This window comes from Mycolicibacterium agri (assembly GCF_002553505.1).
GTDB lineage: Bacteria > Actinomycetota > Actinomycetes > Mycobacteriales > Mycobacteriaceae > Mycobacterium > Mycobacterium agri.
The window spans coordinates 70053-85119 of the sequence record NZ_PDCP01000009.1 but is presented as its reverse complement, the minus strand read 5'-3'; the positions used below and the strand labels follow the sequence as shown (position 1 = coordinate 85119).

The following is a 15067-nucleotide window of genomic DNA, read 5'->3' as shown; positions in this document are numbered from 1 at the left end:
CATGCGCATCGTCGACATCCGTCATATCACCGTGCCGATCGCCAGCCAGATGGCAAACGCGTTCATCAATTTCTCGAAGATGGACGTCAGTGTGCTGGCGATCGTCACTGACGAAATCCGCGACGGTAAGCCGGTGGTGGGCTACGGCTTCAATTCGAACGGCCGCTACGCCCAGCCGGGCATCTTGTCGCACCGCATCATCCCCAGAGTCCTTGAGGCCGACCCGGACTCCTTGATCGACCCCGGCACGGGACACCTCGATCCCGAACGAATCTGGGCCGCGGCGATGACAAACGAGAAACCCGGCGGTCACGGAGACCGTGCGGTCGCCGTCGGCATCCTTGACATGGCGGCCTGGGACCTCGCGGCCAAACTGGCCGGCGTCAGCGTGCAGAACCTGATGGCCGCAAGGTCGCCGGTCGGTCTCGGCACACCATTGGACCGGGTCTGGGTGTACGCCGCAGGCGGCTATTACTACCCCGATCGAGGAATCGACGCCCTGTGCTCCGAGATGCTCGGCTATGTCGATCTCGGCTATCGAACGGTGAAGATGAAGATCGGCGGGGCGCCGCTCGCCGAGGATCTCGCCCGAATCGAGGCCGTGCTCAATGTGCTTCCCGACGGCTGCTCTCTTGCAGTCGACGCCAACGGCCGCTTCGACGTCGATGTCGCCGTCGAGTACGCGCAGGCGCTCGCCCCACTCCCGCTGCACTGGTACGAAGAGCCCGTCGACCCACTGGATTTCCAAGGGCTGGCCGCGACAGCGGCACACTACCCGGGCACGCTCGCGACGGGGGAGAACCTGCTCTCCCGGCAGGAGGCCGCCAATCTAGTCCACTTCGGCGGCCTGCGGTCCGATCGCGATGTGCTACAGATGGATTCGGCTCTGAGCTATGGGTTCACCGAATACCAACGCACTCTCGCGATGCTGGACAAGAACGGCTGGAAGGCCGAGCGCTGCGTCCCGCACGGAGGACACCAGTTCAATCTCGCGATTGCGGCCGCCTGCGGTCTCGGCGGATCCGAGTCGTATCCCGGAATATTCGAGCCATTCGGCGGATTCGCCGATGGCGACCATGTGCTCGACGGGTACATCACATTGCCCGATGTGCCCGGGATCGGCCTCGAGGCGAAAGATTCCCTACGACCGGTCTTCGCGCAATTGGAGACCTGAGACGACGGGAACGAACGAGTCGGCACAGACGTGGAGGCAGCCGCGTGGCGAAGAGCGCGCCCCGAAGGCTCGGTGGGTCGACGTCTTCTTCGGAATTGTGTTGGCGGCGAACATGCTTCTGGTGCCCACGTCTGTCGTATTCCCGACATTCGACCTTGGTGCCGGTATGGCAACGCTCGTTGCGGCAGTACTGGGTTTCTTCGGCCTGCCACAGGCGCAGCGTCTGCTGGCTTTCGTACTGGTAGCGTTCGGCTTGTGTGCGCTGGGAGCGGCTCTGCTCTTCGGTGCCCGCCCGGCGATCGGTCAGCTGCTGACGCTCAACCAGACATTGATCGGCATGCTCACCGCGGTGTCGTTCGTGCGATTGATCACTGGCGACGCGGGAATCCACCGGCCGCGGTTGACGGGCGCTGCGGCTGTCTGGCGTACCGCGGTGATCGTCCAGCTTCTCGGCGCTGTGATGAACATCAGCGCGGTGACTCTCGTGGGAGATCGACTGCGACGCAGCGGCAAACTGTGCATGACAGACGCATTACTGCTGTCGCGCGCGTTTTCGCCGGGCGCATTCTGGTCACCGTTCTGGGGCGCAAGCGCCGCCGCCTTGACCTATGCCGGGGCTGCGATCACCAACGTGTTGTTGATCTGCGGCGGCCTGTTGGCCCTCACCGCGTTCACTGTCAGCACCACGATGACGGTACGAGCATTCGGAGACCGGCTGCCGGACTATCACGGCTATCCGTTTTCCGGGCGAGTGTTGTTGTTGCCGATCATTATGGCGGGCTTCGTGATCGGATTGCACATGATGTTGCCGAGCATCAAGCTCGCCATCGTCGTGCTCATCGTCTCGCTTTTCACGTCCGCACTCGTCGTGGCAGCCACCCGCGCGCGGGATCTTCACCGCGTCCTCGGGGGCCATGTTGTTCACGGACTACTTCCGATGCGCAGCGAGGCGGTGCTGTTCACGGCGGCGGGGATGTTGTCGGCGGGCCTTCGCGCCCTGCTGGACGTGGTCGGTTTCACGATTCCCGGGCAGTACTACACGGTGTGGTTCGCCTGGTTCTCGGTCCTTGCGATGACGCTCGTCGCGCTCGTCGGTGTTCACCCGGTCATCTCGATCGCGGCCGTGGCATCTGTCTTCGGGCCGGTTATCAGCGAACCGACCCTGTTCGCCCTTGCCGGGACTATCGCGTGGGGCACGGCCGCCGCGGTGGGACCGGTCAGCGGGTTGAATGTGTTCCTGGCCGGACGCTTTGGGGTGAGCGGGTTCGAGGTTGCCCGGCGAAATCTCGTCTACCTGCTGTTGGTTATCGTGTTGTCTTTGCCGGTGCTTGCTCTGTGTGCGAAGCTGACATGATTACCGGGATGCCAACCGTCCCCATGAGGCGGAGGAACTGATATGGCGACCATCCGTGATGTCGCCACAAGGGCAGGCGTCGCCCCGTCTTCGGTGACCCGGGTCCTCAGTGGTCACCCCAACGTGAGCGTCGAGTTGCGCGAACGTGTCCTTGCCGCTGTCAAGGAAGTTGGATACAAACCGGATCTGGTGGCCGCGGGTCTGCGGCGTGGCTACACGCAGACCGTCGGGGTCATCGTGAACGATGTGCTCAATCCGGTCGTCGCCCAAATGATCGACGTGGTTGAGAGCGAGTTCCGGCGGGCCGGATATGGTGTCATCCTTGCGAATTCGCACGGCCAGTCCGACAACGACATCGAAAATGTCCGTCTCTTGCACCAGAGGCGGGTCGACGCCCTGTTGGCGGCCTTTTCGGACGACACAAACCCAGAGCTGGTGACCGCCTTGTCCGCACTGCCGATACCCGTTGTGTTGCTTGACCGAGAGGTCGAGTCCAACGAGTTCAGCGCGGTCGTCAGCGATCACGGAATGGGCGCACAGATGCTCGCCGAGCATCTGGTCGACCGGGGGCACAGGGAGATCGGAGTGATCAGCGGCTCGCTCACGGCGTATCCGAGCCGATCGCGGGTACGGGGTCTCAGTGAGACGCTGGCCAGGCTGGGCGCTCCTCTGCGTCCTGAGTTCATCCTCGCAGGCCGAGGTTCGATGGAATTCGGCATCGAGTCGGTTGGGCGCCTGATGGACGATCCGCACCCCCCAACGGCAATCGTGATCGGAAACGGCAACACGGCGGCAATCGCCGGGGTAATCGGCGAGCTGCGGCGCCGGGGAGTCAGGGTCGGGGAAGACATCGCGCTCGCCGCCTCCGAAGACGGTCCGCTACTGGCATTACATACCCCGGGAATTACCGCAATGGCCCGTGACGTAGAGGATTTGGCGCGTCGCGCCGCCACAATCGTGCTGAATCTGCTCGACAACAAGAAGCCGGCAGTGCACACCGTCGTGCTGCCCACACGGTTGATCGTGCGCCCGTCGACCGACTGGAAAGCCCCGAGCGCGGTACGCGCGTCCTGACAGATCAGTTTGTTGTGATTCATGCTTGCAGAGACTCGTAGTGTGACCGTAGTCTCTTCTGGAACGACGTTGAAAACGGTTCCCGAGGCGCCCGCCACAGCGGCACGGCAGGCCGCCCTGGGCCGATACTGCGGAAAGTAGTGACTTTGACCGGTAATTCACAGCCAGTGAGGCGGCGCGGTAGCGCCCTGCCGGCCTTTTGCAGACCTCCCGTTGGAATCGTTTCCTAAGAAGGCCAGCACCGATGACCATCGACTCAGTCAACCGCGTTGATGCCGCAACCGCTTGGTCGCAGCTGTCGGAGTGCGGCGAAGTCCGCGTGGGCATGGTGGCGCCCGCGCAAACCATCAACGTGTCACGAGAGCACGTCGACCGTGTCCACTCTGCGATCGCGGCCGTTGTCGGTGACGTGGACGTCCCGCTCGGCATCGCCGATGTCTGTCCCGACCCACTCGTGTTCGCGATGAGGGCAGGGTTGCCGCGGCTGGCGGGGTTTGACCAGACCATTGACGGAGGCAGCACGTGGCGCGACGAGGCGCCTCCAAGTATTGGCTTGCTCTATGCGGTATCGCAGATTACCGAGATCGCCGAGCGCCGAACCACTGGCGGCAGGCGACTTGTCAGGGTGGTCTACACGACGCGGCTCACCGACACCCGTGGCGAGTTGGTCGGCGTCGCTCAGGGAACGAGCATTCACATCGGGGGTGCGGCATGAGCGCAGTCGCGATGCAGGACTTCGACGAACGAGTGGTGTCCCCGTCCACGGAGCATCTTCTGCGCTGGGCGGCCGCAGCCGACGACTACTCTCCGATTCATTTCGACCGTGCCGTCGCACAGGCCCGCGGATTCGAAGAACCACTGGTGCACGGCACGTGGAAGGCAGCCGTGCTGCGCCGCCTCTTGGTCAGCTGGCTTGGTCCCGACTGCGTGATCCGCGACTTGTCCGTCCGCTATCTGAAGCCCGACGCCGTTGGGCGTGCCTTGCGATTCGGTGGGCGGCTCGTCAGTGCGACCCCCGTCGACGACGGATCGACTGAATTACGTTGCAGCGTCTGGGTCCGCGATGAAGACGACCGGGTCACCGTCGAGGGTGAATGTGTTGCGACCGCTGAACCCGACGGCGTTGACGGACTGCCATTGGACAGGCTTCGCGCGGCGGTGCGCCTCGGACAGGCCGCAGGCACATTCACCTATCGAGTCGAGGAAAACGATGTCGCAGCCTTCGCGGAGGCAATCGGTGCCACCGCAGGCACGTCTGCTCCGGCGACATACTTCGCCGCCCTCGATCCCGTCGAGCGTCGCGATCTCAACCTCGATAGCTTCCTCCATCGCCTTCCGTACCCGATGACCGGTGGCGGCAATGCGTTCAACGAAGTCACCTACGAAAGACCCATCCGAGTCGGCGATGTGATCACTGTGACCACTCGCTACACCGAGGTCTACGAGAAAGCAGGATCACGGGGTACGTTGCTGTTTCGCGTCCGGATCAATGAGATGCGCGACCAAACAGGCGCGCTCGTCGCCACCAGCCGCTGTGGCCACGTCCTCAGCTTCCGCCTCGACCGAGGAGGTGATGAGCAGTGATCCCCGATCGCATCGTCAACGCGGGCGTCGGGTTCGAGTTGCCAGCGCGGGTGCACACCACAACCGCAGCGCAACTGGTTCGTTATGCCGGTGCAGCGCATGACTTTTCAGGCATCCATTACGACGTTGACTATGCGCGTCGACGCGGCTTCGACGGTGTCATTGTGCACGGCTTCCTGAAAGCCGCATTTCTAGCCCAGCTGGGCCAGGACTGGGTGGGCAGCGGTGCTTGGTACCGCAATTTCGGAGCCCGGTACACGGGCACCGACCTGGTCGGTGCACCGATCATCTGCCGCGGACGCGTGACCGGGCTCGACGAAGCGTCCGGGCAGGTGTCGCTCGAATTGTGGACTGAGAACGTCGATCGCCGCAGAACGACAACGGCAATTGGCACCATCCAGATTGGAGATTCGGTGTGACCGACAAGGGATCGAAGTTCGCCGGTGAGCCGGTGCTGATCACCGGCGGCGCAGGCGGAATGGGCGAAGCGATGGCACGCCGGCTCGCCACCTCGGGCGCCCGGGTTGCCATCGTCGACCTCAAACCCGACGCGGTGATGGATGCCGCGGCACGGATGCAAGACGACGGCCTCGATGTCATCGGCGTGCCCGCCGACACCACCGACGAGGATGCGATGGCGGCGGCGGTGGCCGAGACCGTACGCAACTTCGGATCGTTGTATGGGCTGATCACCGCGGCAGGGATTCGGCAGACCGCGGCGAGATTCACCGATATCGAGTTGACGCTGTGGCGGACGATCATGGAAGTCAACCTCACCGGTACTTTCGTCGCGATCCGCGCAGCCACACCCGAACTCGTCGCCACCAAGGGGGCGATCGTGACCGTCGCATCGGTCACCGCCGCTGCGGCACGGATGAACCAATCCGCGTATGCGACGAGTAAGGCGGCGGTGTTGCACCTCACCAAGCAGGTTGCCCTGGAACTGGCAGGTAGCGGCGTTCGAGCCAACTGCTTATGTCCCGGTGTCACCAGCACAGCGATGATCGAGCAGGCAGTGCGTACGGACGGGCCGGGGGTGTTGGACGCCAAACTGAAGGGCTCCCTCGAGCAGTTTCGGCCGGGGATCCCGTTGGGCCGCCTTGCCGAACCCGACGATCAGGCAGCGGCTGCCGAATATCTGTTGTCCAAAGATTCCGCCTTCATCACTGGCATCGGCCTTTACGTTGACGGCGGCGTTTCGATGCTCGGGTGATGCCATGAGACTGCTATCGAGTGTCGGCCGGTTCGCATGGACCCACAAACTCGTCACCATCAGTGTCGTCATCCTGATGATCGTGGTGACCAGTGCCGTTTTCGTACACCAGCTCGCACCGTTCGACCCCTACGCACAGGATGTGTCACTGCGCAACTTGCCGCCCATGACGGACCGCGGCGGCGGTGTGCACGTGCTGGGAACCGACGCCCTCGGTCGCGACGAACTTTCCAGACTCATGCTGGGGGCGCAGATCTCGCTGACCGTCGGTGTGGCGAGTGTTCTGGTTTCTGGGCTCGTCGGCACCGTCATCGGCCTCATCGCCGGCTACTACCGGGGTTGGTTCGACGACATTGTCATGCGGTTCGTCGACCTGCAGATGAGTGTGCCGTCCTTGCTGATCGCTCTGCTGGTGTTGTATCTGGCGGGCCCCAGCTTCCTCAACGTGGTGCTAGTGCTGGCCGTGACGAGATGGATGGTGTACGCCAGGGTTTCCCGCGGTCTCATACTCTCCCTGCGTGAGGTGCTGTTCGTCGAGGCGTCGCGTGCGCTAGGAGCGTCGGATCTGCGGATCATCGCGCGGCACCTGCTGCCGAACCTGTTGGCTCCCTTGGTTGTTCTGGCCACCCTCGAACTGGCGGTGATGATGCTGACGGAGGCATCATTGAGCTTCCTGGGCCTCGGTATCCAGCCGCCCGAATCGTCATGGGGACTCATGCTGGCCGAGGGCCGCGAGTATTTGACCTCGGCATGGTGGCTGGTCGCGATGCCTGGCTTGGCCATCCTGTTCACCGCGCTGAGCGTGAACATCATCGCGACCTGGCTACGCAGCCGGTCCACCCGAACCCTCTATGCACGAACCGGTTCCGAGAAAGAAAGGCCACAAAGTGCCGCAGCCTGACGACGCCGCAAACCGTCGCGAGGCCGCCATTGCCGCGGTTCCCACAAACGTCGACGAGCATCGCGCCACTGGCCGAGTCGACGTCTACGACCCTTTCACCGGGGAGGTGATCGGACAGGTGGCGAACTGCGGCCCGGCCGAAGTGGATGCCGCATGCATGGCCGCCTGTGCAGCGCAGGAACGCGGCCTTCCGCAGTGGCAGCGAGCGCGGGTATTGGACGCGGTTGCGCAGCTTCTTGAGCGCGATGTGGACCGGCTGGCAGGACTGATCACGCTGGAAAGCGGGAAGGCGATCCGCGACGCACGCGGTGAGGTGGGTAGGGCCGCCGAGACGGCCCGATTTTCCGCGGCGGTGGCGCGCACTTTAGCCGGAGAGCAGGTTGCCACGGAAGCGACGCCAACCGGTGTCGGCAAGTTGGCCATCGCGGTGCGGTTGCCGGTCGGCGTAGTCGGCGCCATTTCGCCGTTCAACTTCCCGCTCAACACCGTCATGCACAAAGTGGGTCCGGCCATCGCAGCGGGGTGCGCGATCGTCCTGAAGCCGGCACATCAGACTCCGCTCACCGCGCTGGCGCTGCGTACTCTGCTGATCGAAGCCGGCCTTCCAGAGGATTGGCTGACGGTCGTCACAGACGACCGCACGTCGGCAGGTCCCGCGCTCGTCGCACATCCCGTGCCGAAGCTCATCACCTTCACCGGCAGCAGCGAGGTGGGCTGGCAGATCGCGGCTACTGCGTATCGCAAGAAGGTTGCGCTCGAACTCGGTTCGAACTCACCGGTTCTGGTGGCCGAAGACGCAGATATAGACGTGGCCGCCGCCAAGATCTCCAAGGCCGCCTACTCGACGTCAGGACAGAGTTGCATCTCGGTACAACGCGTCATCGCGCACCGCGCGGTGCGCGAACAGCTCAACGACGCCCTGCGCAAACACGCCGACGCGCTGACCGTTGGCGATCCCTTTGACGAAGCGACCGATGTCGGGCCACTGATCACGCCGGATGCCACGGCCCGGGTCAAGAGTTGGATCGACGAAGCGGCCGCCGCAGGTGCGACCGTAGCAGCCGGCGGTGACATAGTCGGTGAATGCCTGCGTCCGACCGTTGTCGACCAGGCGCCTGCAGGCACCAGGCTCCGTGTATCGGAAGCTTTCGGACCGGTACTGACCGTGATCCCCTACGAGAGCCGCGAGGAAGCGTTCGCGCTCGCAAACGAGACGGTGTACGGGTTGCAGGCCGGCTTGTTCACCAGCGACCTCAACCTGGCATTGGACGCGGTGTCCCGGTTGGAATTCGGCGGGGTGCTCGTCAATGACGTTCCGACCACCCGGCTCGATCAGCAGCCCTACGGAGGAGTCGGTGAGTCCGGCAATACCCGCGAAGGTCCCGCCTTCACCGCCCACGAGATGACCGAGACACGTTATGTCTCACTGCAACCCGGCGGTGGCGCATGAGCGGTCCGTTGGCAGGCATCGTCGTGGTGGACTTCACCGAGCGGGTGCAAGGGCCTTATGCCACCCAGATGCTCGGAGACTTCGGCGCCGACGTGATCAAGATCGAGCGTCCCACTGCGGTGACCCCCGACGGCAGGCCCGACGAACGCTACGCCGACGGCTCTGGAACGCCGCCCAATTCGCTCTATCGCGCAACATTCTTAGCGAACAACCGCAATAAGCGATCCATTGCCGTCGACCTCAAGTCAGACGCCGGATTGCGCACCATGAGGGCGCTGATCGCCACCGCTGACGTGGTTTATGAGAACTTCCGTCCCGGGGTCATGGACCGGCTCGGATTGGGTTACGACGCGTGCCGTCAAATCAATCCAGGCATCGTGTACATCTCTGCATCTGGCTACGGGCCTGACGGCCCAAGGGTAAGCAAACCTGGACAAGACGTCCTCATCCAGGCCATGAGCGGAATGGGCGTGATCAACGAATCCGCCGACGGCAGACCGACACCCATCGGGATGTCGATCACCGACGTGCTCGGCGGGCTCAACGGCGCAGCCGCGGCGCTGGCTGCGCTGGTGCACAGGGAGCGCACCGGAGAGGGACAACAGGTTTGGGTCGACCTTTTGGGCAGCACCTTTGCCGCCCTGAGCGAACACCTGGTGCACATGCTCAACAACGGTGCCGACGAGCCGGCGCGGGGGACGCCCATGCACGGCCATGGCTACATTCCGCCGCCATACGGGTTCTACCGAACCAAAGACGGCTACCTTGCGCTGTCGAGTGGAAGGCAGGTCCGCGAGATCTGCGAAATCCTCGGTCTGCCAGACCTTTCGGTCGATCCTCGCTTCGACACTTATGCCAAGCGGGCAGCCAGGCAAAGTGAGTTCGAGGCGCTGATCGAGGAGGCCTTGGCGACCCGCACCACCGACGAGTGGCTCGCGGTGATGGAGCCGGCTGACATTTTCGCGGCCCGGGTCAACACGCTGCGCGACGCTGTCGCAGACCCCCAAGCTGTGTCGACAGGCCGGGTTATCAGCGTCGACAGCCCGGATGGTCCACTGCGGTTGGTCGCTCCCGCTGCACGATTCAGTCGCACCCCGCTCGAAGCCCGCTTGGCCCCGCCGCGACATGGTGAGCACACCGAACAGATCTTGCGTGAACTCGGCTTAAGCGGCGCCGCCGAGGACAACAGGGTAGGGGGTCGGTCGTGACATCGGCTGCGATGGACAACGCCGTGCCTACGCGGCCAGGCGCCGGCACGGCACTCTTGGAAGTCGAAGATCTGTCGATTTCGTTCCCAAGTCCCAACGGCACAGTGCATGCGGTCAACGGCGTCAGTTTCGCTGTCGCCCCCCGTGAGCGGATGGCTATCGTCGGCGAATCCGGTTCCGGGAAATCCGTGACCGCTCAGGCGCTGTTGGGGCTGCTGCCGACAGCGACGATCAGCGGCCGGATCATGTTCGATGGGCATGACGTGCAGACGATGCCCGCGAGCGATCTGCGCGCGCTTCGCGGCGCGGAGATGTCATACGTTTTCCAAGACCCGCTGTCTTCGCTCGACCCCGTTCGCACCATCGGGGATCAGGTCTGCCAACCGCTGCGCATCCGCGGAGTCAGCCGAAAAGAGGCCAAGGCGCGAGCACTGGACATGCTCGCCGCGGTGGGTATTCCCGACCCGGCACGCCGATACGGTGACTATCCACACCAGTTCTCCGGCGGCATGCGCCAGCGCGTGATGATCGCGATGGCTCTCATCGGCGAACCACGTCTGGTCATCGCCGACGAGCCGACGACCGCGCTTGACGTCCGCGTAGCGGCCAAGATTGTGGACTTGTTGTATGCACTGAGCGAGGAACGGGAAGTAGCAGTAGTTTTCATCACCCACGATCTCGGTGTTGTCGCCGGGTTCGCTGATCGGGTGATGGTCATGTATGCCGGCCGGGTGATGGAGGCGTGCGCCATCGACGAGCTCTATTACCGGTCCATCCACCCGTACACGCTCGGGCTGTTGCAATCACTACCCCGGGTCACCGGTCCCATCCCGGAGCAACTGTCCACTATCGGGGGACGACCTCCGTCACCGTCGGATCTGCCGTCGGGTTGCGCATTCCATCCTCGGTGTCGCTACGTCCGCGACGTATGTCGTACGGACACTCCGGCATTGCGTATCCCGCCAAACGGACAGCATCCGAGCGCATGTCACGTCGCAGGTTGGCTCGCCGAGGAGCCGGGGGTGCTGCGATGAATGACACCGTCGTCGAGGTTGCCAACCTCGTCAAAGTATTCGGGACCGGGCGACATGCGTCCAAAGTGCTCGACGACGTCGGATTCAGCGTGCAGCGCGGTGAAACCGTAGGACTGGTCGGTGAATCCGGTTCCGGCAAGTCGACGACAGCACGCTGCATTCTGCGGCTTATCGAACCGACCTCAGGGACCATCCGCTTTGAGGGCGAGGATGTGCTGTCTTTTCGCAGGGCCAAGTTGAAGGAGTACCGAGCGCGGGCGCAGCTGGTTTTCCAGGACCCTTACTCGTCTTTGGACCCCCGCATGTGCGTCGAGGACATCATCGGCGAAGGGATACGCATCCACCGGCCCCGCCAGAAGCGCTCGGCGATCCGAGATCAGATCGTCGAACTGCTTGAACTGGTGGGATTGCGCCCCGACCATCTCCCGCGCAGGCCGGCTGCATTCTCGGGCGGTGAGCGGCAACGCATCGGCATCGCGCGGGCGCTCGCTGTCCAGCCGAGCCTCCTGATCTGCGACGAGCCCGTCGCCTCGTTGGACGTCTCGATCCAGGCCCAGATACTCAACTTATTTGTCAATCTCAAGTCGCGGCTCGGACTGACGATGATCTACATCGCCCACGACCTTGCAACAGTGCGGCATCTATGTGATCGCATCGTTGTCATGCAAGGCGGTCAGGTGAAGGAGATCGGCTCTCGTGACGAGATTTATGGTTCTCCCCGCGACCCCTACACGATCGCCCTGATGCGAGCTGTTCCGGAGCCGGATCCTGTCGTCGCACGCGAGCGGTCACGTGAACGCCGTCTTGCCTCGACGGCGGAGGGGATCGCCAGATGAGTTCACGTAATGGATTGCCGACCGTCGAGGTGATTGACGGCCGAGTCGCCGTCATCACATTGCGCAGGCCGGAAGTCCTCAATGCGCTCGACTCGGCATGCCACCGTGCGATCGCAGAGGCCATCGCCACGATCGAGAGGGACGACTCCGTGGGTGCGGTTGTCATTGCCGCGGAGGGTCGGGCGTTTTGCTCAGGATCAGACCTCGCCGAAATCGGCCAGCTGACCGGACAGGCAGAACAAGATTATGTAGCACTGGATTTCGCGACGAAGAATCGCGTCGCCGAGTGCACCAAGCCTGTGGTTGCGGCGATCCAGGGCTACTGTGTCGGCGGAGGACTCGAACTGGCGCTGGCATGTGACTTCCGAGTCGCAGGTGCCGACGCAGTGTTCAGCATGCCCGAGGTGACGCTTGGCAGTCTGCCGGGATCCGGTGGGTTACAACGATTGTCGCGACTTGTTGGTGTCGGCGTCGCGACCGACTGGATCCTGACGGGGCGGCGCGTCGACGCTGCCGAAGCCGAACGCAAGGGCCTGGTGACCAGGCTCGTGCCTGCAGGTGAACATCTCAACGCAGCAAGGCAATTGGCGGTGGAGTTAGCGGCGAAGAGCCCGCTTTCCCTCAGATTGGCGAAGGTGGCGCTCAACCCTGAGCCCCTTGCCGACCGCGGGTTGGTCGCCGCCTTCCAGATGTTGGCCGGAGACGCCGGCCATCGGCAGCCCGCCTATGCGGCCGCCACCCAGAGATTCGCCAGGGACGGCGATGGTTCGCGAAACTCAGAGAGGAGAACCACGTGAACTCATTGACGGCAGAGGGGCCTGTCACCCTACGGCGGCGTGCGCGATCGGGCGTTCTTGCCATCGTTACGGTGATCGCTTTCGTGCTGGCAGGATGTTCCGGCGGAGGAGGCGGTGGTGGGAGCACGGGCTCCGAGGTGACGATCGCGCTGCCCGAGGAGCCAAGATCGCTCGCCAGCTGGAATGCGTATTCCAATGACGGACATCCGGTACTTCGGAATATCCAAGAGGCGCTGATCAATCGCGACCCCGAAACAAACGAGCTGGTCCCTGAGCTCGCTTTGTCCTGGAAGCAGGTCGATCCCACCAATTGGCAATTCACGCTTCGCCAGAATGTCAAGTTCACCGACGGATCGGATTTCGATGCGGATGCGGCCGCGACCTCTCTGAACTACGTTTTGGATCCGAAGAACGCGTTCCCGATGCGTACCTTCCTCGGCCCAGACATCGAGGCCAGCGCTGTCGACAAGTACACGCTGAACGTGAAGACCGCGGCACCGGACCCCATCTTGCCGACCCGTCTGTACTTCGTGACAATTCCGTCGGCCAAGCAGATCACCGAGGACTTGGGCAGCTACGAGACCAAGCCCGTCGGCACCGGGCCGTACAAGCTTGAGTCGTGGGACCGCGGCCAGAGCATCGTGCTTGTCCCCAACGACGATTGGTGGGGCAAAGATGCGCCTGACGCCGGCGGACAGGCGACGATCACGAAAGCGACATACGTGTTCCGCCCCGAAACCGAAGTGCGTTCGGCAATGGTGCAGCAGGGCGAGGCTGATCTGGCGCCCAAACTGAGCAAGGAGCAGTGCGACTCGGCGCCAAAGTGTGAATCGACACCCACGATAGAGACGGTGATCCTGCGGATCGACACCAAAAACCCCGCTCTTTCTGATCTGCGTGTGCGGCAAGCGATTTCGATGGCCTTCGACAAAGAGCAGATCATGAACGACATCCTGGGCGGCGGAAAGGTCGTGGGCCAGATCGTCGGCCCTTCGGCGGTGGGATATGCCGACCTGCCTCCCTACCCCTACGACCCCGAGAAGGCGAAGGCGCTCATCGCCGAAGCGAAGGCCGACGGTGTGGACGTCACCGAACCGATAACGGTGTCGGCGCGTGAGGGTTACATCCTGCGGGCCAACGAAGTCGTCCAGTTGATCGCCGAAAGACTCAAAGCGATCGGAATGACTGGAGTGACCAGCGAAACGCAGGAGACCGCAGCATTCGAGCAGCAGTGGACGATGGGGTATCCGAACATCCCCCCTGAGCGGACGTTGCTGGGCCTGCAGCAGCACGGACAGGAGTTGATGGACTACTCGGGCAGCGTGGTCAGTTATTACTCGTGCGAAGGCAACACATCGGCCTACTGCGACCCGCAGCTGGAGAAGATGTTCGCGTCGGCAGTCGGGACCAGCGGCGATGCGCGTCAGAAGGCGTTAGCCGACATCGCCAAGTATGTCTATGACCGCGTCCCTGTAGTTCCGATCGGTCAGCCGAACTTCAATTTCGGTTTGGCGCAACGGCTCGACTGGACTCCGCGCATCGACGGGTTCATCCTGCTCAAGGAAATGACCCTTAACAACAGTTGATTTCGAGTGGACCGGGTGGGCGCTCTGCCCATCCGGTCACTCGTCCGGAAGGAAGCGTGCATGACGTTCCACAACCCGTTGACGGCCGCTTGGCGGCGCGGCCAGACTGTGCTCGGCGCATGGTGCACGCTGCCGGACCCGTTCGCCGCCGAGATATTCGGTCGCCAGGGCTACGACTACGTGTGCATTGATCAACAGCACGGGATGATCGACGACTCGACGGCGTTCCCCATGGTGCAGGCGATCGCGGCCTCCGGTGCTGCGCCGATTGTTCGGGTGCGGTGGAACGAGCCGCCGGCGATCATGTCGGCGCTCGACGCCGGGGCGATGGGCGTTGTCGTGCCCATGATTGAAACTCGCGAAGACGCGGCCGCGGCGGTCAGCGCTTGCCGCTACCCGCCCGCGGGGCTGCGATCCTTCGGGCCGATCCGCGCTCGCGATGTGTTGGGCTCGACTGACCCGGACGTGTTGTCCGATGTGGCGTGCATCATCATGATCGAGACGCAGCGGGCCCTCACCGAACTTGACGAGATCGTGTCGACACCCGGCGTCGACGGCGTCTACATCGGCCCCAGCGACCTCGCACTCGCCTTGGGGGAGAAGCCGGGGTCGACGGCCCCGATTTTCGACGAGACGGTGCAACGGATCGCCGATACCTGTCGCCGCCACGGCGTCGCCATTGGAATGCACACTCCAACAGGAACAGTCGCCCGTCGCTATATCGAGCGAGGGTTCGATTTCGCGACTGTGTTCTCTGATGCGGGGTTGATTGCAGCGGCGGCGCGAGAGCAACTAGACCTGGCGCGGAGCGCTTCACCGTCGGCTGCCGTGCCGTCGGGCAGCTACTGACGGAGGT

The 15067-nt window shown here is 63.5% G+C and carries 15 protein-coding genes; all 15 read left to right on the top strand.

The genetic code is table 11. From position 1 onward, the window contains the following. The first annotated feature begins 1 nt into the window (after position 1). Positions 2–1174 (top strand): enolase C-terminal domain-like protein, encoded by a 1173-nt coding sequence (locus CQY20_RS07130; protein WP_097939376.1) that lies wholly within the window; start codon positions 2–4, stop codon positions 1172–1174. Between the two features lie 100 nt (positions 1175–1274). Beyond that, positions 1275–2528: a hypothetical protein gene (locus CQY20_RS07125; protein WP_133119036.1), complete on the top strand. Its 1254-nt coding sequence runs from the start codon at positions 1275–1277 to the stop codon at positions 2526–2528. Between the two features lie 42 nt (positions 2529–2570). Beyond that, the gene (locus CQY20_RS07120; RefSeq protein ID WP_097939374.1) at positions 2571–3602 is read left to right on the top strand and encodes a LacI family DNA-binding transcriptional regulator; all 1032 of its coding nucleotides are present in this window, start codon (positions 2571–2573) and stop codon (positions 3600–3602) included. Positions 3603–3846: 244 nt separating this feature from the next. After that, entirely contained in the window at positions 3847–4317 is a 471-nt protein-coding gene (locus tag CQY20_RS07115) for a hypothetical protein (RefSeq protein WP_097939373.1), read from the top strand. Continuing rightward, positions 4314–5186, top strand: coding sequence for an FAS1-like dehydratase domain-containing protein (locus CQY20_RS07110; protein WP_097939372.1), 873 nt, complete (start codon positions 4314–4316; stop codon positions 5184–5186). The genes CQY20_RS07115 and CQY20_RS07110 overlap by 4 nt, the downstream gene beginning before the upstream one ends. Further along, entirely contained in the window at positions 5183–5605 is a 423-nt protein-coding gene (locus CQY20_RS07105) for a MaoC/PaaZ C-terminal domain-containing protein (RefSeq protein WP_097939371.1), read from the top strand. The genes CQY20_RS07110 and CQY20_RS07105 overlap by 4 nt, the downstream gene beginning before the upstream one ends. After that, positions 5602–6399, top strand: coding sequence for an SDR family NAD(P)-dependent oxidoreductase (locus CQY20_RS07100; protein WP_097939370.1), 798 nt, complete (start codon positions 5602–5604; stop codon positions 6397–6399). Before CQY20_RS07105 ends, CQY20_RS07100 begins: the two co-directional genes overlap by 4 nt. Positions 6400–6403: 4 nt before the next feature. After that, entirely contained in the window at positions 6404–7300 is an 897-nt protein-coding gene (locus CQY20_RS07095; protein ID WP_097939369.1) for an ABC transporter permease, read from the top strand. Next, complete coding sequence (locus tag CQY20_RS07090; protein WP_207767251.1) at positions 7287–8750, top strand: aldehyde dehydrogenase family protein; 1464 nt, start codon at positions 7287–7289, stop codon at positions 8748–8750. Before CQY20_RS07095 ends, CQY20_RS07090 begins: the two co-directional genes overlap by 14 nt. Beyond that, positions 8747–9958, top strand: a complete 1212-nt coding sequence (locus CQY20_RS07085) for a CaiB/BaiF CoA transferase family protein (protein ID WP_097939367.1) — start codon at positions 8747–8749, stop codon at positions 9956–9958. Before CQY20_RS07090 ends, CQY20_RS07085 begins: the two co-directional genes overlap by 4 nt. Next, positions 9955–10992: an ABC transporter ATP-binding protein gene (locus CQY20_RS07080; RefSeq protein ID WP_207767250.1), complete on the top strand. Its 1038-nt coding sequence runs from the start codon at positions 9955–9957 to the stop codon at positions 10990–10992. Before CQY20_RS07085 ends, CQY20_RS07080 begins: the two co-directional genes overlap by 4 nt. Continuing rightward, a complete protein-coding gene (locus CQY20_RS07075; RefSeq protein ID WP_097939365.1) occupies positions 10989–11828 on the top strand; it encodes an ATP-binding cassette domain-containing protein in 840 nt (279 codons plus the stop codon). Before CQY20_RS07080 ends, CQY20_RS07075 begins: the two co-directional genes overlap by 4 nt. 14 nt (positions 11829–11842) lie before the next feature. Next, on the top strand, positions 11843–12625 hold the full coding sequence (locus CQY20_RS07070; RefSeq protein WP_163700324.1) for an enoyl-CoA hydratase/isomerase family protein: 783 nt from the start codon (positions 11843–11845) through the stop codon (positions 12623–12625). A 71-nt stretch (positions 12626–12696) separates the two neighbouring features. Next, positions 12697–14211 carry an ABC transporter substrate-binding protein gene (locus CQY20_RS07065; protein WP_163700320.1) on the top strand — a complete coding sequence of 505 codons (1515 nt, stop codon included), beginning with the start codon at positions 12697–12699 and terminating at the stop codon, positions 14209–14211. A 60-nt stretch (positions 14212–14271) separates the two neighbouring features. After that, positions 14272–15060 (top strand): HpcH/HpaI aldolase family protein, encoded by a 789-nt coding sequence (locus CQY20_RS07060; protein ID WP_133119035.1) that lies wholly within the window; start codon positions 14272–14274, stop codon positions 15058–15060. Positions 15061–15067: the final 7 nt, after the last annotated feature.